We start from the raw sequence: 21,122 nt of genomic DNA on the forward strand, positions 1-21,122 counted from the left end.
CCCGGCCCTCGACGTCGGCCCTCAGGTGGGCCACGCGTAGGTGTCGGGCAGACAGACGATCAGCCCCGCCGCGTTCCCGAGGAGCGTCGACCCCGGGGTGAGGGCGGTGCGCGGCCCGGGCCGGCCGACCACCCGGCTCACGCGCACCCCCGTGCCCGGGCCGCCCCCCGCTCTTCCGGGCCGTACCGGCCACCCCGGCCGGTCCCCGTGCCGCCGACCTCGCCGTACACGTCCACCTGATAGGGCCCGGGCGGCCCGTACGGCTCGGGGAGGCTCCGCAGCGAGGCCCGCGCGCGGTCCGGTTCCCCGTCGCCCGGCAGCCCGCGCGCCGCCTCCCGCAGGGCCTCCTCCTCGACCACGTCGGCGGCGTCCGCGCCCCACACCTCCCGTACGCGCCGGGCCCTGGACTGCAGGGAGTGCGCGGCGGCGGCGTGGTCACCGGCCGACCGCCACAGGTCCGCCGCCCGCTCATAGGCGCGGGCCGCCTTCTCCGGCGCCCCGGCCGCGCAGAGCGCGTACGCGGTGAGGTGGCTCAGGGCCGCGCCGTGGTGCCGGTCGTCCCACCGCCTGGCCTCCGCCTCGGCGTACGCGAAGTCTCCGGCGGCCCGGCCGGGTTCGCCGAGGCACAGCGCGCAGTACGCGAGCCAGGCCCTGGCCCGTACCCGTGCCGTCTCGTCGTCGTCGCCGTCCCCGGAGAGCCCGGACAGGGCCTCCTCCAGGACGGCGGAGGCCGCACGCCAACGGCCCCGCTCCGCCTGCGCGATGCCGAGCGCGAGGCGGGCGAGGGTGCTCAGGCGGCTGTCCCCGGTGACCCCGTCGGCGTGCCGCACGGCCTCCGCGAGCAGGGCCGTCTCGGTGTCCCCGTCCGGTTCGCCTCCGGACAGGGCGAGCGTCCGCGCGAGGGCGAGACACTGCCGCGCCCGGTCGGCACCGGGTAGCGGCGTGGCGGCCCGGAGGACCCGGGCCGCCTCCTGCGGGGCGCCGGTGGCGCGGAGCACCCCGGCGAGGAGCAGCTCGCTCTCGGCGGCCTGCCACGGCCGCCCGCCGGTGCGGTGGTCGGTCACGGCGGCCCGCAGCCGGACGAGCGCGGCGGCCGGGTCGTCGGGCACGGTGACGCGGCCGAGCAGCGTCCGGGCCTCGGCGAGCACCCGGAGGACCGCCGGGTCCGCCCGGTGCGGCGTGACGAAGGCGATCAGCCGGGTGAGGTCGCGGCGCAGGGCGGTGGCCTCGGCGGCCGGGTCGGGGCCGGTGTCGAGGAGGTCCGCGCGGGCCCGGCAGCGCAGCAGGAGCACCGTGGCGGTCTCGGCGGCGGTGGCCTGCCCGGTGGTGTGCAGGACCCTCGCCCGCTCGCCGAGGGCCGCGAGCCCGGCGCAGACCGTCGCCCCCGGCTCCGGCTCGCTGAGCAGCGCCCGGGCCCGCGAGACGAGGGCCTTGCCGCGCCGCCCGGCCCGTTCGTGCAGGCCCGCGGCGCGGGAGAAGAGCGGGCCTGCGGCCGGCCGGGCCCGGCCCCGGCAGTCGAGCGCGGTCGCGTCCAGCGCGTCGGCGTGGTCGCCGGGCGCGAGGGGGTGGCCCGCGCGCCGCAGGGCGGTCGACGCCCGCTCCCAGGCGCCGCCGGCCGACGGGTGCCCTTCGGCGGTGAGCCGCCGGGCCCGGCGGAGCAGCTCGTGCGGGTCCCCCGGTCCCTCGGCGGCCGGGGCCCCGGCCGCGTACCGGGACACGCCGGGAAGGGGGTCGTCGGGCGAGCGGCTGCTCATGCGGGCTGCTCCGGGGAGAGACGGGGGAGGGGACGCGCGGCGAGAGGCCCGCGCACGGGGATCGCTCCGACTGTTGCACCCCCGCCCGTCCCCGCACATCCGTAGAATTACGGAACCCTCGGCGCCGCCCGGCCGGCCGGCGCCCGCCTGCCGGTCCCGCCAGCAGCGCCCGACCCACCGGTCCTGTCCGTCCCACCCCTCCCGTCGGCCCCACCCGCCCCGCAGGCCCGGAGGATCCGAGGGACCGGGGGCCGGGGGCCGGGGGAAGGGGAGATCCGGGATCCCCGGGTGTCCAGGGCCCGCACCGATCGGCGGCACCGCACAGCGTCCGCACCGATCGGCGGCGCCGCGCAGCGCCCGCACCGATCGGCCGCACTGCGCAGCGCCCGCCGTCGGCTCCTCGGCTAGGGTGAATCGGTAGGTATTGAGCCCCCCGGGGCCAGGCCGATGCGTAGGTCGAGGCGTTGGAGACTGATCAGTCGTCGAGCAGGGTTCCGCAGCCGCCCCGGGCGGCCGTCGGGGACGCGGGCGTGCTCCGGGAGCTGCTGCCGATCGCTCTCTGGCGGGAGGACGCCGAGGGCCGGATCGTCGAGTGGTCGCTCGCCGCGCAGGACCTCCTCGGCCACCGGCCCGAGCACGCGCTCGGGAGGCTCGCCACCCCGCTCCTCGTCCCCGACGCGAACCGCGAGCTCGCCGAGCGGCTCACCGACCGCGTGCAGGCGGGCGAGACCATGGTCGGCACCCTGCCCGTCCGCCACCGCGACGGGCACACGATCGCCATGGAGATGTGGATCGTCCCGGCCGCCGACCCGGAGGGCCGCCCGGGGGCCCTGCTCATCGCCGTGGAGACCTCCGAGGTCCTGCGGATGCGGGAGAACCTGGCGGCGATGGAGAGCCTCTTCACCCAGTCGCCCATCGGTCTCGCGCTGCTCGGCCCCGACCTGCGCTTCCTGCGCGTCAACGACGCCCTGGCCCGGATGAACGGCGTCCCGGCCGCGCGGCACGTGGGGCACCGGCTCACCGAGGTCGTGCCCGGCGTCAACGCCGCCTCCCTCGAAGCGCTCATGCGCCAGGTCCTGGAGAGCGGTACGGCGGTGGTGGACGCCCGGCGGGTCGGCCGTACCCCCGCGGACCCCGACCGCGACCACATCTGGTCCTGCTCCTACGCCCCGCTCGCCGACCGCGCCGGCACGCGGCCGCTCGGGCTCATCGCCTCCCTGGTCGACATCACCGAGAGCCAGGAGGCGCACACCGAGGTCGAGCGCGCCCGCCACCGGTTCGCGCTGCTCGCGGAGGCCGGGGCGCGGATCGGCACGACCCTGGACCTCCGGCAGACGGCCGAGGAGGCCGTCCGCTTCCTCGTGCCCCAGCTGGCGGACTCGGCCGACGTGCAGATGCTGGAGTCCGTGCTCGCACCCGACGATCCGGCCGCCTCCACCCGGGGGGTGCTGCGGCGCCTGGCGGCCCGCTTCCCCGACCCGAGCGCCCCCACGGCCCTCCTCGTTCCCGGGCAGACCTTCCAGATCCCCCTCGACTCGGTGTACGAGCAGGTGGTCGGCCGAGGTCGGCCGACCAACCTCTACACGTCCGACATCCCGGCGCTCTTCACCGATCCGCGCACCGAGGCGCTCCGCGCCTACTTCGCCACCCGCACCGGCTCGGCCCGGCTCGTGCCGCTCGTGGCCCGGGGCCAGGTGCTCGGGGCGATCACGGTGACCCGGCTGCGGACCCGCGAGCCCTTCGACGCGCAGGACTGCGTCCTCATCGACGAGGTCGTCGCGCGCGCCGCCCTGAACATCGACAACGCCCGGCTCTACACGACCCAGCGCGAGGCCGCCCTGACCCTCCAGCGCAGCCTCACCAACAACGAACTGCCCGCCGTCACCGGACTGGAGCTCACCGGCCGCTACCTCCCGGCGAGCTCCCACGACGTCGGCGGCGACTGGTTCGACGTCATCGCCCTGCCCGGCGGCAGGACGGGCCTGGTCATCGGCGACGTCATGGGGCACGGCATCCACGCGGCGGCCGTCATGGGCCAACTCCGCACCGCGGTGAGGACCCTGGCCCGCCATGACATCCCGCCGGCCCGCATGCTCAGCTCCCTGGACGCCGTCGTGGCCGACCTCGGCGAGGACGAGATGGCGACCTGCGTGTACGCGGTGCACGACCCGGCCACCGGCGGCTGGGTCATCGCCCGCGCGGGCCATCCGCCGCCGGCCGTCGCCACCCCGGACGGCACCATCACCTTCCTCGAAGGGGAGCCCGGGACCCCGCTGGGCACCGGGGCCCACGACTTCGGCACGCAGGAGGTCGTCCTGCCCGAGGGCGGACTCCTCGTCCTCTACACGGACGGCCTCATCGAGGCCCGCGGCCGGGACCTCGACCAGGGCATGCGGCAGCTCGCCGAGGCGCTGCGGCCCCTCGACCGGCCCCTCGGCACGCTGTGCGACGAGGTCCTCGGGCGGCTCCTGGTGGGGGCCGCCCAGGACGACGTGGCGATGCTCCTGGCCCGTACGACCCGCTGACGTCCTCCCGCGTCCCGCTACCGGAGCGTGCGGTGGAGGTCGCGGAGGAGGGCGATCTCCGCGCCGTGGTGCAGGAGCTCCTGGTTCACCCACCAGACGATCTCCAGGAAGGGGTCCTCCGCGTCGCTCCCGTGCGGGTACGTGCAGTGGCCCACCGTGTCGAGGGCCTCGTCGTCCACGGACAGCAGCGCCCGGCGCCAGGCGGTGGCGGCGGCGTCGAAGGCCGCCATGGCGCCGACGGCGTCCCCGGCCACCGGATGGTCGTCGCGGGTCAGGGTGCGGCTGCCGTCGGTGTGGTCGGCGCGCAGGGCGAGCATCTCGGAGAGGTGGCTGAGCCGCCAGGCGATCGTCGTGAACGGCGGCGGCACGGGGTGCGGAGGAGGCGTCGTGTCACGCCCCCACGCGCCGCCGCCCACCAGGAGCGTCGCGCCCCTCCCCGGTCCCTCGGCGTGCCGCCGGACCGACCAGCAGCCGGGCACGGGCTCCCACAGGTACTCCGCGTCGGTCATCGGGCCGACCTCGACGTCCGTGCCGTTGCCGCTGTCCACCACGGGTCCCGCCATCCGGTCGGCGAGCCGCTTCCGGGCGAAGTCGAACTGGTCGAGGAGGGGGACGAGCCGCTCGGGCAGGGGCACGGGAACGCTCCGGATCACACGGGGGGACAGGGCGGTCGTACCCTGCCACAGGGGATTGCCCGCCGCCCGTGAATATCCCCGGAGCCGGACGCCCTCTGTCCCCGGAGCCCGACGCCTCCGGAGCGCGCTGCGGGGTCCGCGCCATGACGGGCGGCCGTCATGGCGTGACATCCGTTCCATGACGATCCGTCACATTGCGGAGTGCGCGCGGTGACGGATCGTCACATGTCGGCTCAGGCGCGGTCGATGTGCACGCTGGTCGACTTCACCCGGGCGATGGCCTGCACGCCGACCTCCAGGCCCAGCTCCTCCACGGCCTCGCGCGTCAGCATCGACACGAGCCGGTGCGGGCCGGCCTGGATCTCGACCTGGGCGGCGATGTCGCCGAGTTTGACGGCGGTCACGATCCCGGGGAACGCGTTGCGGGCCGAGGTGTACGACCCGTCGTCGCCCCCGGCGGCCCCCTGTCCGACCTCGATGGAGAAGGCGGCCAGGTCGCGGCCGTCGATGAGCCGCCGACCGTTCTCGTCGCGGTGGGTCGGGATCCGGCCGGCGTCGGCCCAGCGGCGTGCCGTGTCGGGGCTGACGCCGAGGAGGCGTGCGGCCTGACCGATGGTGTAGGACTGCATGACGATCACGTTAGGACGTTGGAGGTCTCACGTGCAAGGAATTCAGGCGAATTTCATCGCATGTGCCATCCTTCACGCCGGGGCGGGTCGGAGAGCGCCGGGATTCAGGCCGTCCCCGACCGCCGTCCGACCGCCTCGACGAGCGGGAGCAGCCGGTGCGGCACCCGCTCGCGCAGCGCGATCTCGGTGCGGGTGCGGACCACGCCGGGCAGCTGGATCAACCGCTGGATGACATCCTCCAGATGTCCGGCGTCCCGCGCCACCACCCGCGTCAGGAGATCGCCGCCGCCGGTGATCGAGAAGGCCTCCACGATCTCCGGCACCGCCGCGAGCGCGTCGCCGACCTCGTCCAGGTGTCCCTGGGTGACCTCGACGTGCACGAAGGCGAGCACCGGGTGCCCGAGGGCGGCGGGGGAGAGGACCGGCCCCGTGGCCGTGATCACCCCGTCCCGCTCCAGGCGGTCGATCCGCGCCTGGACGGTGCCCCGCGCGACCCCGAGGATCCGCGCGTACTCGCGGACGCTCGTCCGGGGCTGCTCGATCAGCAGCCGCAGGATCCGCGTGTCGAGCGCGTCCACCGCCATGCTCCGTCGGCCTCCTTCGCCCCGGCTCGTCCGGTTTCCGACTGTACCCATGCCCCGGCGGACCGGACGCGGCGGGGAAGCGTGTCCCGACCGGCCGCTCCCGTCCGGGGAGGCCGCGCGATGGGCCCGCGCTCCCGCCGGGTGCCCGACTGGTCCGTTGGTCCGTCGGTGGCCGGGTCGTGCGGCGACAAGGCGGGCCAATGGCCCACCCGACCGGCTCTGAGTTGAGCCAGCGGCACCCGGATGGTTTCCTTGTCCCATCCAGGTACTTTCGGCGCCGCAGCGCCGGGGCGGCGACGAGGCCGGTCCGGACCGCGGCGCCTTCGTCGTGTCCGCGCGCTCCCACCACCCCGGGACACCGCGCGACGGGACGGAAGGCAAGACAAGGGGGCGGCTCACCGCCGTGAAGAGGATGTTCGTGGCGCCGGATCCGGGGCGCGTCAGACTGAGGAACTCGCTGCGGGCCGTCGTGGGGATCGCGCTCGCCGTCGCCCTCGCGGAGCTCGCCGGGCTCTCGCTCACCGCTTCCATCACGGGCGGTCTCGCCGCACTGCTGGCGCTGTTCACCGTGACCGACAGCACCGTCCGCGCCCAGTTCACGACCACCCTGCTGCTGCCCGCCGCCGGGTTCCCCGTGCTCGCCGTCGCGACCGCGCTGCACGACCTCACCCCGCTCAGGGACCTCGCCTTCCTCGCCACCGTCTTCTGCGGCGTCTACGCCCGGCGCTGGGGCCCGCGCGGCCACGCGCTGGGGATCTTCGCCTTCATGAACTTCTTCACCACCCAGTTCCTGCACGCGGTGCCCGGCCAGCTCCCCGAGCTCTTCGCCGCCGTCGGCATCGCCCTGGCCGCGGCGGCCACGGTGCGCTTCGTCCTGTGGCCGCTGGAGCGCCGTACGCCCCCCGCCGCCGTCCCGGCCCCGCTGCCCGGCACCGGTCTCGCCCGCGTGACCACCCGGCAGGCCGTGCAGGCCGCCGCCGCCTGCGGCGTGGCGCTGGCGATCGGCCAGGTGCTCTCCGAGGACCGCTGGTACTGGGCCGTCGGCACGACCTGGTGGATCTTCGTGAACACGGTGTCGCGGGGCGAGACGCTCGTACGCGGCTTCCGCCGGGTCCTCGGCACGGTGATCGGCATCGCCGTCGGCATGGTCGTCGCCATCCCGCTGCACGGCGCGCCGGTGCCGACCGCCCTCCTGGTCGCCCTGTGCGTCTTCGGGATCTTCTACGCGGCGCCCGTCTCCTACAGCTGGATGATGCTGGCCGTCACCGTGATGGCCGGCCTGCTGTACGGACTCCTCGGCGTGCTCGACCCGGCACTGCTCGTGCTGCGCCTGGAGGAGACCGCCGTGGGCGCGGCCGCCGCCGCGCTCGCCGTCCTCCTGATCCTCCCGGTCACCACCCACGCGATCAACGACGCCTGGATCCAGCGGGCCCTTCGGGGCGTGCACGCCGCCACCTCCGCCTCCCTGCGGCGCCTGTCCGGCGAACCCGACGCCGACCCGACCCCGCACGCCACGGAGCTGGAGCTGGTCCTCGGACGCGTGCGGCTCTCCCTCGCGCCGCTGGTCCACCCGCTGAGCCCGTTCCGGGGCCGGAAGGCCCGCGCCCGCCAGGTCCTCGCGCTGCTCGACGAGTGCGCCGAGGAGGTGCGCGGACTGACGGCGGTCGCGGCCGACCCCGCCGCGAGCCACGACGCCCGGCTCGCGGCGGCCTGCTGGCGCGTCGAGGCCGCCGTGGAGCGGCTCACGTCCCCCCGCGGCGACCGCGCGATCGACCGGGACACCCCGGCCGCCGAGGCCGCTCACCTGGCCGCCGGCCAGGGCGCGCTCGGCCACGTGAGCGGCCTGGAGAAGCTCCTGGCCGCCCTGGACGAACCTCTGCGCACCCCCAGGGGCCCGCTGCTCGTCCGCTCCTGACGCGGGAGGTCCCCTGCGGGGCGGCCCGGCCCTTCCCCGCAGGCGAGGCGCCTTCACGGCACCTGACGCCGCAGCCCTCCCGAGAGGGCTCCGCCGCTCCGGACGGGACACCCGCTCCGTCCCCGCTTTGGTCTAGACCGCCTGCTACCGTCGGCGCCACGAGACGACGGCCGGTCGCGCACGACCGGCCCCGGGGCAGGGGAGGCGCCGTGAGCGGCACAGGGACGGACCAGAGCCGGAGCGCGGTACGGGCGTACATCGGCTCCTTCACCTCGGCGGGCGGCCGCGGCGTCCTCGCCGCGGACGTGGACCCGGAGACCGGCGCGCTCACCGTCACCGGCGGCAGCGACGCCGTCGCCGACCCCTCCTTCCTCGCCCTCGACGGGCCTGTCCTGCACGCCGTGTCCGAGACCGGGACGGGCACCGTCGCCGCCTTCGACGTCACCGGCCCCGCGCCCCGGCCGCTCGGCACCCCCGCCCCCGTCGACGGTGCGGGTCCCACCCACCTGGCGCTCGCCGCCGGACACCTCCTCACCGCCAACTACACCTCCGGCAGCGTCACCGTCCTGCCGCTGGCCGAGGACGGCACGGCCCGTCCCGCCACCGCCGTCCTGCGGCACGAGGGCAGCGGCCCCGTCGCCGACCGCCAGCACGGCCCGCACGCCCACCAGGTGCTCCCCGACCCGAGCGGCGACTGGGTCCTCAGCGTGGACCTCGGCACCGACTCCGTACGGATCTGCGCCCTCGACCCCCGGACCGGGACGCTCACCCTCCACGGCGAGACCGCGCTGCGCCCCGGCACCGGACCGCGCCACCTCGCGTTCCACCCGGACGGCACGCACGCGTACGTACTGAACGAGCTGGAGCCCACCCTCACCGTCTGCCGCTGGGACGCCGCGCGGGGCGTCCTCGAACCGCTCGCCGAGACCCCGGTCGTCCCCGAGGGCACGACCGGCCCCAGCTACCCCTCCGAGGTGGTCGTCGCCCCCGACGGACGCTTCCTCTGGGCCGCCGTGCGCGGCGACGACACCCTCGCCGTGCTCGCCCTCGACGCGGACGGAGCGCGCGCCCGCCTCACCGCCACCGTGCCCTGCGGCGGCACCTGGCCCCGCGACCTCACCCTCGACCCCACGGGCCGGCACCTCTACGCGGCGAACGAGCGCTCCGGCGACGTCACCTGGTTCACCCTCGACCCGCGGACCGGCGTCCCCGTGCGCGCGGGCGCGGTCGAAGCCCCCGCGGCCTCCTGCGTCGTCCTCGGCTGACCGGCCCGACGCCCGCCCCACACGCCGAAGGGCCCGCACCGGACGTGTCCGGCGCGGGCCCTTCCGTACGGCTCAGAGCGCGGGCGCGCCCTGCGGCTGCTGCGGCGGGATGCCCAGCGCGGCGGTGTACTGCGAGAGGACCAGCTTGCCGATGGCGGGGTAGGCGCCCAGCGGTTCGGCGGCGGCGCAACCGGCCTCCTTCGACGCCTCTTCGAGCAGACCCTCGGCCAGCTCCGGGCCGATCAGGTACGGGGCGAGGGCCAGCTGCTCCGCACCGGCGGCGCGCAGCTGGTCGGCCACGGAGGTGATGGAACCCTCCTGGTCGAGCGCGGCGGCCATCACCGGGACGGCGAGGCGCGCGGCGAGCAGCATGCCGGTGATCCCGGCGGCCTGCACGGCCTCCTCGCCGCCGACCGTGGCCAGGATGATGCCGTCGGCGGCCGTCGCGACCGTGAACAGGCGGGCGCGGTCGGCGCGGGCCAGACCGGCCTCGGACAGCCGCACGTGCAGCGCCTCGGCGAGCAGCGGGTGCGGGCCGAGGACGTCGGTCAGCTCGGCGGTGTTGCCACCGTCCATGAGGGCCTGGCGGACCTGGCGCATCTGCACGCTGTCCGGGCCCGCGAGCAGCGGGACGACGACCGCGGCCGGGCCCGTGGGGGCGGTGGCCTCGCGGCCGGCGGCCAGGGCCAGCTGGTACCGCTCGGTGCGCAGGGTGGCGGCCGTCGTCAGGACGGTCGCGAGCGAGGGGTACTCGCTGTCGTCGCCCTCCAGGAAGCCGATCGCGGCCTCCAGGCCGGGCAGCTCGGAGCGGGCGATGCTCACGACCTCTTCGGCCAGCGAGCGTATGGCGGCGGACGGCGCGCCGGGCACGGCGAGAACCAGTGCGGGAGCGCCCTCGGGCGCCGCCGCGGGTTCGGGGCGACGGTGCCGCCCGGACTGGCGGGGTCGAGGCATTCGTACAGGCAGGCCGGAAGCAGGCCCAGTGGGGGAGCTCATGGCGCCGCATGCTACTGGTTTCGCCCGCCGCGCCGTTGGCTGAGGTGCGGTCACGCGTCTTCTGCCCCCCTATGTCCGCTCTCGGCCCCCGCTTCCGTTCCGCCCCCCTCGTGCCCTCGCGCCGAGCGGACCCCCGCCCGCTCCCGCGCACCCGCTCCCACCTGCGCGGACGGTTCGCCCGGGCCGGTCAGGCGCCGAACAGGCGGAGCAGCGCGGGGTCTTCCGGCAGGCGCAGCGTGCCGGTGGCGTGCGCGGCGGCCAGCGCGACCGCCCCGGCGAGCGGATCGCCCGCCGGCTCCACCGTCCGCGCCGTCGGCAGCGACTCCCCGAGAGCGGCCCGCAGGGGGCCGAGCAGCGGCTCGCCCATCCTGAAGAGCCCCCCGGTGAGGGCCACCGCCGCACCCGGCTCCGGCGGGCACGCGGCCTCGGCGGCCTCGGCGATGTGCGCGGCGGCCCGCGCGAGGATCCCGGCCGCCACCGGATCCGTGGCGGCGCAGTCCCCCACCTCGGGCGCGAAGGAGGCGAGTACGGCGGGCCGGTCCGTCCGCGGATAGAGCACGCCCGCGAGGCCGGCCGCGGGCCCGAAGCGCTTCTCGGCCCGGGCCAGGAGCGTCTCCGAGCCGCCGCGGCGCCCGTCGTGCGCGCGCATCGCCGCCTCCAGGCCCGCCCGGCCGATCCAGGCACCGCTGCCGCAGTCGCCCAGCAGATGGCCCCAGCCGTCGGCCCGCCGCCAGGACGTCAGATCCGTGCCGAGCGCGATCAGCCCCGTACCGCCCGCGACCACGACACCCGGCCGCTGCCCGAGCGCCCCGGCGTACGCGGTGACCGCGTCGGCCGCGAGCACGAGCCGGCGCACGCCCCACGCCTCGGCGAAGGCACCCGGCAGCTCGGCCCGCAGCTCGTCTCCGAGGGTCGCCATCCCGGCGGCCCCCACGGCCACGGCGACGACGGGCCGCCCCGGGAGGGCCTCCCGAAGGTCCCCGACGGCGGGCAGGACCTGCTCCAGGAAGTGCCCGGCGGAGATCCCCCCGGACCCGGTGCGCACGGGCTCGCGCGAGACGCGCTCGGCGAGGACCCCTGCCCCCGCGGCCCCGGCCAGGGCGATCCGGAGCCCCGACCCCCCGGAGTCGACACCGAGGACAAGCCCGTCCGCGTGCTCGTTCACGGAAACCACGGTGCACCATCCTCGAAGACGTGCGCGGGAGCGCGCGGAGGTCCGGGCCGGACCGGGGTGTCACTGTAGGCCGGTAGAGTGACGGATCGTGACAGCGCGACCCTTGAACGAACTGGTGGAGCCCGGCTGGGCGGAGGCTTTGGCGCCCGTCGCGGGCCGGGTGGCCGCGATGGGGGACTTCCTGCGGGCGGAGATCGCCGCGGGGCGGACCTACCTGCCCTCCGGGCCGAACGTGCTGCGGGCGTTCCAGCAGCCGTTCGACGACGTGCGGATCCTGATCGTGGGTCAGGACCCCTATCACACGCCCGGGATGCCGATGGGGCTCAGCTTCTCGGTCGCGCCCGAGGTCCGTTCGCTGCCGCCCAGCCTGGAGAACATCTTCCGGGAGCTGCACACCGACCTCGGTCTGCCCCGGCCGTCGAACGGCGATCTGACGCCGTGGACCCGCCAGGGTGTGCTCCTCCTCAACAGGGCGCTGACCACCGCCCCCCGCAAGGCGGGCGCGCACCGGGGCAAGGGTTGGGAAGAGGTCACGGAGCAGGCCATCCGCGCGCTGGCCGCCCGGGGCAAGCCCCTGGTGTCGATCCTCTGGGGCGGCGACGCCCGCAGGGCCCGTCCGCTCCTCGGGGACCTGCCGGCGGTCGAGTCCGCGCACCCGTCGCCGATGTCGGCGGACCGGGGCTTCTTCGGCTCGCGCCCCTTCAGCCGGGCGAACGAGATGCTCCTCGCCCAGGGCGCCCAGCCGGTGGACTGGCGCCTGCCCTAGGGCGTGTCGTCAAGCTCCCGTCTGCCCCGCGACGCCTGATCGACAAGACCCGCCCAGGGGCGCCGGGCGCGTCCCGACGCCCCCCGAGTCGGCTCAGGCGATGGTGAAGCCGAACTTCTGGTTGGCGCCGTAGTGGCAGTCCCACAGGCGCGCCAGGGCGCCCGCGCTCTGGCTCCAGTCGGCTATCTCCAGGCACTTGTTCGAGGCGTAGGCGTAGTCCGGGTAGATGAGGCCCGTGTTGCCGTACCAGGTCTGGTTGGCGCCCCAGTGGCAGCTCCACTGGTTGGCGGTGGCGCCGTTGTCGGTCGCCCAGCCGCCGATCTCCAGGCACTTGCCGCTGTTGACGTTCACGTACCAGTACGGGCCGGTGGAGGAGCTCGTCATGTAGTACTTGCGCCACTGCTGGTTGGCCTTGCCCGTGCACGGCCACTGGCGGACGGGCGCGCCATTGTCCGTGCGCCAGTCGGCGACCTCCAGGCACATCCCCGGGGCGTGCTGCGGACGGATCGTGTACGCGAAGTCGTAGACGCGCGAGTCGGCCTGGGCCGGGGCGGCGGTGACGCCGAAGACGAGGCCGAGGGCGGCGGCGAGCACGAGCAGGCCGCGACGGGCGCGGGAGGAGGGGCTGGGCTTCATGGTCCTCTGCAATCAGGGAGGCCCCGGCCGACGGCCGGGGGAGCGGCCCCATGATCGCATGACGGCATGAACGAACTCCCCTTCTCCTGAAGGGCATTGAGGGAATCCGGCGGAACTCGGAATTCCGTCAGATCACCGCCGCCCGCACGCACAGCACGTCCGGCAGGTGCTCCGCGAGGAGCTGCCAGCTGTCCCCGTCGTCGGCGCTGCCGTACAGCTCGCCGTTCCGGTTTCCGAAGTAGACGCCCGCCGGGTCCGCGTCGTCCGTGCAGAGCGCGTCCCGCAGCACCGTGCCGTAGTGGTCGCCCTCGGGCAGCCCCCGGCTCAGCGGCTCCCAGGTGGAGCCCGCGTCCGTCGTGCGGTAGACGCGGCAGCGGTGCCCCGCCGGGACCCGGTCGGAGTCGGCGGTGATCGGGAAGACGTAGGCGGTGTCGGGGCGGTGCGGATGCGCGGCGATCGCGAACCCGAAGTCGGACGGGAGTCCCGAGCCGATGTCGCTCCAGGTGGCGCCCGCGTCGTCGCTGCGGAACACGCCCCAGTGATTTTGCAGGTAGAGCCGGTCCCGGTCGCCCGCGTCCTGGGCGATCTTGTGGACGCACTGCCCGAACTCGGGGTGCGGATCGGGCAGGAAGACGGCCGACACCCCCTCGTTCGAGGGCGCCCACGCGTCCCCGCCGTCCGTCGAGCGGAACACCCCGGCGGTCGACACGGCGACCGTCAGCGCGTCCGGGTCACGGGGGTCGGTGACGACGGTGTGCACGGCCTCGCCACCCCCGCCGGGCACCCACTTCGAGCGCGTCGGGTGCTCCCAGAGCGGGCGCACCAGCTCGAAGGACTCGCCGCCGTCCGCCGACCGGAAGAGCGCGGCCGGCTCGGTCCCCGCGTACACGACGCGGGGGGAGTGCTCGGGCGCCGGATGGAGCTGCCAGACGCGCTCCAGCGAGGCTCCGGTGTCCTCGGGGAACCGCACCGCCGGCCGGGCCGGCTCGCTCCAGCTCTTGCCGAGGTCGTCGGAGTGGAAGACGGACGGGCCCCAGTGGGCGCTGTCCCCTCCCGCGAGGAGCCGCGGGGCGGGGCCCCGGGTGTCGACGGCGACGGAGTACACCGCCTGCGCGGGGAAGGCGGGGTCGTCGAACTCCCACCGCCCGTCGTGCCGCCGGCCGATGAAGAGGCCCTTGCGGGTGCCTACGGTAAGGAGTACGTCGGGCATGACTGCCACCTCCAGGACGCCGTTGTCGCGGATACGGGCCAGTCTGCACCCGGCCACTGACAACGGCCCCCGGAGACACTCCGGCCCCCGTCCGGCCCCGCACTCCGGGGTCCCGGACGCGCGGTCGGAGAGCCGGGGCCCGCGCGCGCCCCGGCTCTCCGACCGCGCGCCCGGGACCCACGGCCCCGTGCGCCCCGGCTCTCCGGCCGTGCGCTCAGATCGCCCAGGCGTACTGCGACGGGGCGGGCGTCCGCGCGCCCAGCTCGCGGGCGGCGCGGCGCGGCCAGGAGGCGTCGCGCAGCAGCTCGCGGCCGAGGAGGACCGCGTCGGCCTCGCCGTTCGAGAGGATCTTCTCGGCCTGCTCGCTCTCCGTGATCAGACCGACCGCGGCGACCGGCAGCCCGGTCTCCGCCCTGACCCGCGCGGCGAAGGGCACCTGGTAGCCGGGGCCCACCGGGATCCGGGCCGGTCCGCCGTTGCCGCCGCTGGAGACGTCCAGGAGGTCGACGCCGTGCTCGCGGAGGAGGGCGGCGAACCGTACGGTCTCGTCGGCCGTCCAGCCCTGGTCCTCCAGCCAGTCGGTCGCGGAGATCCGGAAGAAGAGGGGCAGCTCCTCGGGCCAGACGGCGCGCACCGCGTCGACGACCTCCAGGGCGAGCCGGGTGCGGTTCTCGAAGGAGCCGCCGTACGCGTCCGTGCGGTGGTTGCTGTGCGGGGAGAGGAACTCTCCGATGAGGTAGCCGTGCGCGCCGTGCACCTCCAGGACCTCGAAGCCGGCCGCCAGGGCGCGCCGGGCCGCGTCGGCGAACTGCCCGGTGATCTCCCGGATGCGCTCCACGGTCAGCTCGGTCGGTACGGGGTAGCCCTCGGCGAACTCGACCGGGCTGGGTCCGACCGGCTGCCAGCCCTCGGACGCGTCGACCGGGCCGCGCCCCTGCCAGGGGCGGTTGGTGGCCGCCTTGCGCCCGGCGTGTCCGATCTGGATGCCGGGCACGGTGCCGTGCTCCTTGAGGAATCCGGAGATCCGCCGCAGCCCCTCGATCTGGGTGTCGTTCCAGAGGCCGAGGTCCGCCGGGCTGATGCGGCCCTCGGGGGCGACGGCGGTCGCCTCGACGAGGATCAGTCCGGCGCCGCCGGTGGCGCGGGAGGCGTAGTGCGCGAAGTGCCAGTCGCCGGCGACCCCGGCGTGCGGTCCGGTCGTCTCCGCCGAGTACTGGCACATCGGCGCCATCCAGACCCGGTTGGGCACGGTGACGGACCGCAGGGTGTAGGGCTCGAACAGGGCGACGCTCATGACGGACTCCGTTTCGGGATGCCTCGAAGGTGTTCGTACGATACTCATCGTAGTACGGCGTCTGTCAAACTACGAGGGCTCTCGTACAATGGGCGGCATCCCGGATGAAGTGGAGCCGCCGCCATGACGACCACCACCAGCCCGCGCGTCCTCGAACACCCCGCGCGCGACCAGATCCGCCTCGAAGAGGTGCTGCACGCCCTCTCCGACGCCGTGCGGCTGCGGATCGTGCAGCAACTGGCGCGCGAGCAGACCGAGCTCAGCTGCTCGTACTTCGACCTCCCGGTCACCAAGTCCACGACCACGCACCACTTCCGGGTGCTCCGTGAGAGCGGGGTCATCCAGCAGATGTACCAGGGCACGGCGAAGCTCAACTGCCTGCGCAGGACCGACCTCGACGCCCTCTTCCCCGGCCTCCTCGACTCCGTCCTGGCCGCCGCGAGCGCCCAGGACGGCCGCGAGGGCGCGGGCGGGACGGCCTGACGGTCGCGAGGGCGAGACGGCCCGACGGCCCCGAGGGCGGCCCGCTCCGACGGTCGCCGCCCTCGCCCCCCCGGGGGAGTTACAGGGAACGCATCCGGTTGATCTCCGAGGTCTGCTGGGCGATCACGTCGTTCGCCATCTCCTCGACGAGGACGTTGTTCCCCTCGCTCAGCACCTCGGCGGCCATCGTCACGGCACCCTCGTGATGCCTGATCATCAGCTTCAGGAAGAGGGCGTCGAAGGCCTCGCCCTTCGCCTTCCTCAGCTGTGTCAGTTGCGCCTCGGTCGCCATGCCCGGCATCGAGTGGTGGTCGTGGGCGCCCTGTTCACGCGGACCGCCGTTGTTTTTCAGCCAACCTTCCATCGCGTCGATCTCCGGCCGCTGGGCCGACGCGATCCGCTCCGCGACCTTCTTCACCTGAGGCGAGGACGCCCGCGCCGGGGCCAGTTCCGTCATCGTCAGGGCCTGCTCGTGGTGCACGATCATCATCTGCGCGTACCGGAAGTCGGCGCCGTTCGGGCTCTCGTCGGGGAGTAGCCGGGCGGCCTCCTCGGGGGATATCCGCCGGGCCGGCTCGCCGGGCTTGCCCGGTGCCACCACCGAGGGCGCGGTCGAGGCACCGGCCCGCGGCGCGTCCTGGCCGGACCCCGACTCGCAGGCACCCAGGGCGAGTACGGCCACGACGGACAGGGTCGCGAGGGTGACGGCACGCTGACGGCGGATCAACAACGCGACCTCCAGGTGTTCTTGCGGGCTCAGTGACCGTTCCTAGCACTTTTCTCGCGGGGACCGATCAAAAACCTTCATTACGTCTGTGTTGCCATCTGTTGAGATGTCCACGCCACGGAAGATACTGCCGGGGTCCCACACCCGTTCACAGCCGAACGGACACCAGGGAGGACGGAGTGACTTCGTTGCGTACCCCGCGTACCACGTCCGACACGCGAGCCCCGCGTGCCCGGGTCAGACGCCTGGGCGTGGCATCCGCCGCCGCCGGGCTGCTGGCCACACTGCTCGCCGCAGGCCCCGCGGCCGCCACCCCCGACCCAGGAGACGCCGCCCCCGCGCGGGGCGCGGTCTCCTCGCAGCAGGCGGCCGAAGCGCGCTCCGCCATCCAGAGCGGCGAGATACCCGGCGTGGACGAGATCGTCCACAGCAAGAACATCGAGCACCTCGCGAACGTCCCCAAGGACGCCCTCCAGGGCCTCAACACGGACCTGGCGTTCCAGGGCAAGTACGCGTTCGCCGGAAACTACGACGGCTTCCGCATCTACGACATCAGCAACCCGAAGACCCCGAAGACCGTCGCCCAGGTCCTCTGCCCGGGGTCCCAGAACGACATCTCGGTCTCCGGGAACCTGCTCTTCCTCTCCACCGACTCCTCCCGCAGCGACAACTCGTGCGCCAGCACGACGCAGCCCGCCTCGGTGAAGGAATCCTGGGAGGGCATGAAGATCTTCGACATCAGCGACATCGCCAACCCGAAGTACGTCGCCGCCGTCGAGACCGCCTGCGGTTCGCACACCCACACGATCCTGCCCAAGGGCAAGAACGTGTACGTGTACGTCTCCTCGTACTCGCCCAACGCCGCCTTCCCCGACTGCCAGCCCCCGCACGACGGCATCTCTGTCATCAAGGTGCCGCGCAAGGCGCCCGAGAAGGCGGCCGTCGTCAACTTCCCCGTCCTCTTCCCGGGCGAGGGCCCGGACGGCGGCGGCAACCCGGGCTCGCCCACCAACCCGGGCGTCTCCAAGACCACCGGGTGCCACGACATCACCGTGCTGCCGGAGAAGGACCTCGCGGCCGGCGCCTGCATGGGTGACGGCATCCTCTTCGACATCAAGGACCCCGAGCACCCGCGGGTGATCGACCAGGTCCAGGACAACGTCAACTTCGCCTTCTGGCACTCCGCGACCTTCAACCAGAAGGCGGACAAGGTCGTCTTCACCGACGAGCTCGGCGGTGGCGGCGCCGCCACCTGCAACGCTGAGATCGGCCCGAACCGCGGCGCCGACGGCATCTACGACATCGTCGGCAAGGGCGACCGGCGCAAGCTCGTCTTCCGCGGTTACTTCAAGATTCCGCGCCACCAGGCCGACACCGAGAACTGCGTCGCCCACAACGGCTCGCTGATCCCGGTCAAGGGCAAGGACCTCATGGTCCAGTCCTGGTACCAGGGCGGTGTCTCCGTCTGGGACTTCACGAACTCCTCCGCGCCGAAGGAGATCGCCTACTTCGAGCGCGGCCCGCTGTCCGCCACCACCGTCGCGACCGGCGGCTCGTGGTCCGCGTACTACTACAACGGCCACATCTACTCGAACGACATCGCGAAGGGCTTCGACGTCCTGAAGCTCTCCGACCGCCGTACGGACCCGGCGAAGCGCATCCGGATGGACGAGCTCAACGTCCAGACGCAGCCGGACTACTTCGACGACTTCCGGCACTGATCACCGGGCGGTCACCAGGCCCGCCACCGGGCTCGTCACCGAGCAGGTCATCAGGCCCGCCACTCGGGCACCTCACCAGGTCACCGTCCGGCACGTCGCCGGGCGGTGACCACCTGGCGACGGCCCCTCTACGGTGATCGCGGCGCGCCGTCGGGCGGACCCCCGTCCGGCGGCGCGCCCGCCTCCCAGTCGAGCCCGTACCGCTGGAAGAGCTCCCACCGCAGGCGCGCCAGCGGCATCGGGGCGCCCGGCAGCAGCACCGCCACCACCGAGCCCATCAGCAGGGCGCGCAGCAGCGGGTAGTCCGTCTCCACGTCCGGGGAGCCGTAGCGCGTGACCGTGTCCCGCAGCAGGAACGCCAGGCGCTGCTGCTCCTCGCACTGCACGAATCCGTCGGCCTGCAGGATGCCCGCCATGTGGGTCCGCATCAGGGTGGGCCGCGTCACCGCGAGCCCCAGGATCGCGTCGACCGCCCGGGCGAGCCGCTCGCGGCCGTCCTCCGTGCGTGGCTCCCGTTCGAGCGCCTCCTCCAGCGTGAGGTGCATCAGCCGGTGCACCGCCGCCTGGAGCAGCACGTGCTTGCCGGGGAAGTAGTACGAGATCAGTCCCCGCGCCGTCCCGGCCCGCTCCGCTATGTCGCCGAGCGTGGTCGCCTCGTAGCCGTGGGCGTCGACCAGGTCCACGGTGGCCTGGAGGATGCGCTCCCGCGACCTGCGTCGCAGCTCTTCATTGACCGATGGGCTACGCGGGGACATGCTGGACTCCTGCGTTGACTGGCTGCCGGCCAATATACTCGGCGCATCCCGTCGGCATGCCCGTGTGGCACACCGCCGGGGACGCCGTCTGTTCTGGGCGACACGGGGGATCGTCCAGAACAGGCGGCTTCATCGTCTTTCTCCCATTCTGCTCCCACCGCTCGCGGCGTCTCCGCCGTCCGGGTCCGGTGCGGTCCGCCGGTACGCGAGCACCGCCACGGCCACGCAGCACCAGCCGAGCAGCCACCCCTCGACGACGTCCGAGGGCCAGTGCACGCCCAGGTAGACCCGCGTCCAGCCGACCCCGAGCACCGAGACGACCGCCGCGCCCGCGAGCGTGCCCCAGCCACGCCACTCCTCGCGCCAGTGCAGGGCGAGGACCCAGAGGAGCAGTCCGCAGGTGACGGTCGCCGTCATCGCGTGCCCCGAGGGGAAGGCGGCGTAGTGCGCGGAGTCGACCGGGTCGCTCCACTGCGGCCGGTCCCGCCCCACCAGCGCCTTGAGGGCCTGCTGGAGCCCGACGGCCAGCAGGCTCGTCCCGGCGACCCACAGCGCCGTCCGCCGCTCCCGCCGCCACCACAGCAGCACCACGGCGACGGCGGCCAGGGCGCGCATCGTCCAGGGGTCCCACACCCAGTCGGAGAGGATCCGGTTGACGTGGGTGAACCCGGGGTGGGCGAGGGCGCTGCGGTGGAGGGACTCGGCGACCGACCGGTCGAGGGAGAGCAGCGGCGACCACCCCACGACGACGAGCACGAGCAGGACCACGGCCAGGGCCCCGGAGATCACGGCGGAGGTGCGCATCCCCCGATCCTGCCCGACGGCGAGCCCCGCACCGCCCTCCCCGGGTCCACCGCGCGCCGCCGTCCGGTCGGCCGGGTCCCCGGGTCCGCGCCGCTCCACCGCCCCCGGGGCGGCCGGGCCCCTGGGTCCGGCCCGGACCGCGCCACCGGCGGGCCCGTCAGTCGTCGGCCCGTCGGCGGTCGGGTCGTCCACGGCTGTCCGGCCGCTCCCGGTCGCGCGAGCTCGCACCCGCCGTCAGCCCAGTGTGCGGAGCGCCGGGACGAAGGCCACGAGCACCGGGACCACGGGCACCAGGGACGCCGCGGCCGTCAGGCGGAGCCGGCGCCCGGCGGTGAGGCGCGGCGCGGCCGTGAGCAGCCGGTTCACCCGCTGGGGGAGGTCCGCGGCGGGGGCCGGGCCGGGGCCGAACACGCCCCGGTCCTCGTTCAGTTCGACCAGGGCGAGGGCTATCGTCAGCCGGCCGAAGCGGCGCGAGGCCACGTCGTCGGCGGCCAGCTCCACCAGCCGGTGCATCTCCTCGCGGAAGGCCGCGAAGACCGGGATCCCCGGGAATCCGGCCGCCAGTGCCCCCGAGCTGTGCAGCAGCCAGTCGTGCCGGGCCCGGGCGTGGCCCTGCTCGTGCGCCAGGACCGCGTCCAGCTGACGCCCCTTCAACCGTCGCAGCGCGGCGGTCGTGATGACGAGCTGGGGCGTGGAGCCCGCCAGCCACCAGGCGTGCGCCCGCTCGCCCTCCAGGACGACGAGCCGCTCGCTGCCCGGCAGCTCCCCGGGCAGCAGGGGCGCGCGGACCAGCAGCTCGCAGTGCCGCTGCCTGCGCCGGGCGCGGGCCAGACCGATCTCGCGGCCCAGCATCGCCCCGGACCAGAGCCCGCCGGCCGCGAGGACGACCGCGAGGACCGCGGACCAGGGACCGGACGTGCCGAGCTCGTACGCGTCGACCACGGCGCGCGGCGCGCCCGCGAAGACCTGCCCCCGGACGGCCTGCCAGGCGGCCGAGGCGCTGAAGGTCATGGAGAGCGCGAAGCTCAGCAGTACGGCGGCCACCACGCACTGCCACACCCACAGGGCCACCACGGGTTCTCGCTCGACCCAGTCCGCCCGGGACAGCAGCCGGGGGGCCGCGAGGGCGGTCAGGACGCCGAGCAGGAACAGCGCGAGGGAGACCCACATGGCGTCACCCTATGAGCGCGGTACGCACCGGGGGTACGGGCGCGTGCGGCAAGTGACGTACGCCACGGTTTGGTTGGCC

The 21,122-nt window shown here is 74.7% G+C and carries 19 protein-coding genes; 6 read left to right on the forward strand and 13 right to left on the reverse strand.

The features are described 5' to 3' along the window. Nucleotides 1-137 precede the first annotated feature (137 nt). Complete coding sequence (locus tag ACFYXU_RS13580; RefSeq protein WP_389457737.1) at nt 138-1,754, reverse strand: hypothetical protein; 1,617 nt, start codon at nt 1,752-1,754, stop codon at nt 138-140. Nucleotides 1,755-2,218: 464 nt separating this feature from the next. Between ACFYXU_RS13580 and ACFYXU_RS13585 the strand changes: the two genes are divergently transcribed. After that, a complete protein-coding gene (locus tag ACFYXU_RS13585; protein WP_389409007.1) occupies nt 2,219-4,279 on the forward strand; it encodes a SpoIIE family protein phosphatase in 2,061 nt (686 codons plus the stop codon). Between the two features lie 17 nt (nt 4,280-4,296). Here ACFYXU_RS13585 and ACFYXU_RS13590 read toward each other — a convergent pair whose 3' ends face one another. From ACFYXU_RS13590 to ACFYXU_RS13600, 3 genes are all read right to left on the reverse strand, one after another. Further along, nucleotides 4,297-4,914 (reverse strand): DinB family protein, encoded by a 618-nt coding sequence (locus ACFYXU_RS13590; protein ID WP_389409008.1) that lies wholly within the window; start codon nt 4,912-4,914, stop codon nt 4,297-4,299. A gap of 233 nt (nt 4,915-5,147) precedes the next feature. After that, complete coding sequence (locus ACFYXU_RS13595) at nt 5,148-5,543, reverse strand: helix-turn-helix transcriptional regulator (RefSeq protein WP_329852411.1); 396 nt, start codon at nt 5,541-5,543, stop codon at nt 5,148-5,150. Nucleotides 5,544-5,647: 104 nt separating this feature from the next. Continuing rightward, nucleotides 5,648-6,127 carry an Lrp/AsnC family transcriptional regulator gene (locus ACFYXU_RS13600; RefSeq protein WP_329852413.1) on the reverse strand — a complete coding sequence of 160 codons (480 nt, stop codon included), beginning with the start codon at nt 6,125-6,127 and terminating at the stop codon, nt 5,648-5,650. 412 nt (nt 6,128-6,539) lie between these two features. On the opposite strand from ACFYXU_RS13600, the gene ACFYXU_RS13605 reads away from it, so the two are divergent. Both ACFYXU_RS13605 and ACFYXU_RS13610 read left to right on the forward strand, forming a co-directional pair. Continuing rightward, nucleotides 6,540-8,042, forward strand: a complete 1,503-nt coding sequence (locus ACFYXU_RS13605) for an FUSC family protein (RefSeq protein WP_376509672.1) — start codon at nt 6,540-6,542, stop codon at nt 8,040-8,042. Between the two features lie 209 nt (nt 8,043-8,251). Continuing rightward, nucleotides 8,252-9,307: a lactonase family protein gene (locus tag ACFYXU_RS13610; protein ID WP_389409009.1), complete on the forward strand. Its 1,056-nt coding sequence runs from the start codon at nt 8,252-8,254 to the stop codon at nt 9,305-9,307. A gap of 72 nt (nt 9,308-9,379) precedes the next feature. Here the strand turns inward: ACFYXU_RS13610 and ACFYXU_RS13615 are convergent, their stop codons facing one another. Together ACFYXU_RS13615 and ACFYXU_RS13620 are read right to left on the reverse strand one after the other, a co-directional pair. Beyond that, nucleotides 9,380-10,303, reverse strand: a complete 924-nt coding sequence (locus tag ACFYXU_RS13615) for a sirohydrochlorin chelatase (protein ID WP_376509656.1) — start codon at nt 10,301-10,303, stop codon at nt 9,380-9,382. A 187-nt stretch (nt 10,304-10,490) separates the two neighbouring features. After that, the gene (locus tag ACFYXU_RS13620; protein ID WP_389409010.1) at nt 10,491-11,477 is read right to left on the reverse strand and encodes a BadF/BadG/BcrA/BcrD ATPase family protein; all 987 of its coding nucleotides are present in this window, start codon (nt 11,475-11,477) and stop codon (nt 10,491-10,493) included. Between the two features lie 88 nt (nt 11,478-11,565). Between ACFYXU_RS13620 and ACFYXU_RS13625 the strand changes: the two genes are divergently transcribed. Continuing rightward, on the forward strand, nt 11,566-12,243 hold the full coding sequence (locus ACFYXU_RS13625) for a uracil-DNA glycosylase (protein ID WP_389409011.1): 678 nt from the start codon (nt 11,566-11,568) through the stop codon (nt 12,241-12,243). Nucleotides 12,244-12,336: 93 nt separating this feature from the next. Here the strand turns inward: ACFYXU_RS13625 and ACFYXU_RS13630 are convergent, their stop codons facing one another. From ACFYXU_RS13630 to ACFYXU_RS13640, 3 genes are all read right to left on the reverse strand, one after another. Next, nucleotides 12,337-12,879 carry an RICIN domain-containing protein gene (locus ACFYXU_RS13630; protein ID WP_389409012.1) on the reverse strand — a complete coding sequence of 181 codons (543 nt, stop codon included), beginning with the start codon at nt 12,877-12,879 and terminating at the stop codon, nt 12,337-12,339. 127 nt (nt 12,880-13,006) lie between these two features. Beyond that, nucleotides 13,007-14,089, reverse strand: coding sequence for a WD40/YVTN/BNR-like repeat-containing protein (locus tag ACFYXU_RS13635; RefSeq protein ID WP_376509664.1), 1,083 nt, complete (start codon nt 14,087-14,089; stop codon nt 13,007-13,009). A gap of 214 nt (nt 14,090-14,303) precedes the next feature. Further along, nucleotides 14,304-15,383, reverse strand: a complete 1,080-nt coding sequence (locus ACFYXU_RS13640; RefSeq protein ID WP_389457739.1) for an NADH:flavin oxidoreductase/NADH oxidase — start codon at nt 15,381-15,383, stop codon at nt 14,304-14,306. A 123-nt stretch (nt 15,384-15,506) separates the two neighbouring features. On the opposite strand from ACFYXU_RS13640, the gene ACFYXU_RS13645 reads away from it, so the two are divergent. Continuing rightward, nucleotides 15,507-15,866: an ArsR/SmtB family transcription factor gene (locus ACFYXU_RS13645; protein ID WP_376516932.1), complete on the forward strand. Its 360-nt coding sequence runs from the start codon at nt 15,507-15,509 to the stop codon at nt 15,864-15,866. 79 nt (nt 15,867-15,945) lie between these two features. Here ACFYXU_RS13645 and ACFYXU_RS13650 read toward each other — a convergent pair whose 3' ends face one another. Further along, nucleotides 15,946-16,596 carry a DUF305 domain-containing protein gene (locus tag ACFYXU_RS13650; RefSeq protein WP_389409014.1) on the reverse strand — a complete coding sequence of 217 codons (651 nt, stop codon included), beginning with the start codon at nt 16,594-16,596 and terminating at the stop codon, nt 15,946-15,948. Between the two features lie 176 nt (nt 16,597-16,772). On the opposite strand from ACFYXU_RS13650, the gene ACFYXU_RS13655 reads away from it, so the two are divergent. Continuing rightward, on the forward strand, nt 16,773-18,314 hold the full coding sequence (locus ACFYXU_RS13655; RefSeq protein ID WP_389409015.1) for an LVIVD repeat-containing protein: 1,542 nt from the start codon (nt 16,773-16,775) through the stop codon (nt 18,312-18,314). Nucleotides 18,315-18,442: 128 nt separating this feature from the next. Here the strand turns inward: ACFYXU_RS13655 and ACFYXU_RS13660 are convergent, their stop codons facing one another. The 3 genes from ACFYXU_RS13660 to ACFYXU_RS13670 form a co-directional block, all read right to left on the reverse strand. After that, the gene (locus ACFYXU_RS13660; protein ID WP_329849641.1) at nt 18,443-19,069 is read right to left on the reverse strand and encodes a helix-turn-helix domain-containing protein; all 627 of its coding nucleotides are present in this window, start codon (nt 19,067-19,069) and stop codon (nt 18,443-18,445) included. Between the two features lie 129 nt (nt 19,070-19,198). Further along, on the reverse strand, nt 19,199-19,873 hold the full coding sequence (locus ACFYXU_RS13665; protein WP_389457741.1) for a phosphatase PAP2 family protein: 675 nt from the start codon (nt 19,871-19,873) through the stop codon (nt 19,199-19,201). 234 nt (nt 19,874-20,107) lie between these two features. Beyond that, the gene (locus ACFYXU_RS13670) at nt 20,108-21,043 is read right to left on the reverse strand and encodes a M56 family metallopeptidase (RefSeq protein ID WP_329849638.1); all 936 of its coding nucleotides are present in this window, start codon (nt 21,041-21,043) and stop codon (nt 20,108-20,110) included. Between the last annotated feature and the right edge of the window lie 79 nt (nt 21,044-21,122).

Origin of the sequence: Streptomyces sp. NPDC002232, from assembly GCF_042890295.1 — a bacterium.
Classification (GTDB): domain Bacteria; phylum Actinomycetota; class Actinomycetes; order Streptomycetales; family Streptomycetaceae; genus Streptomyces.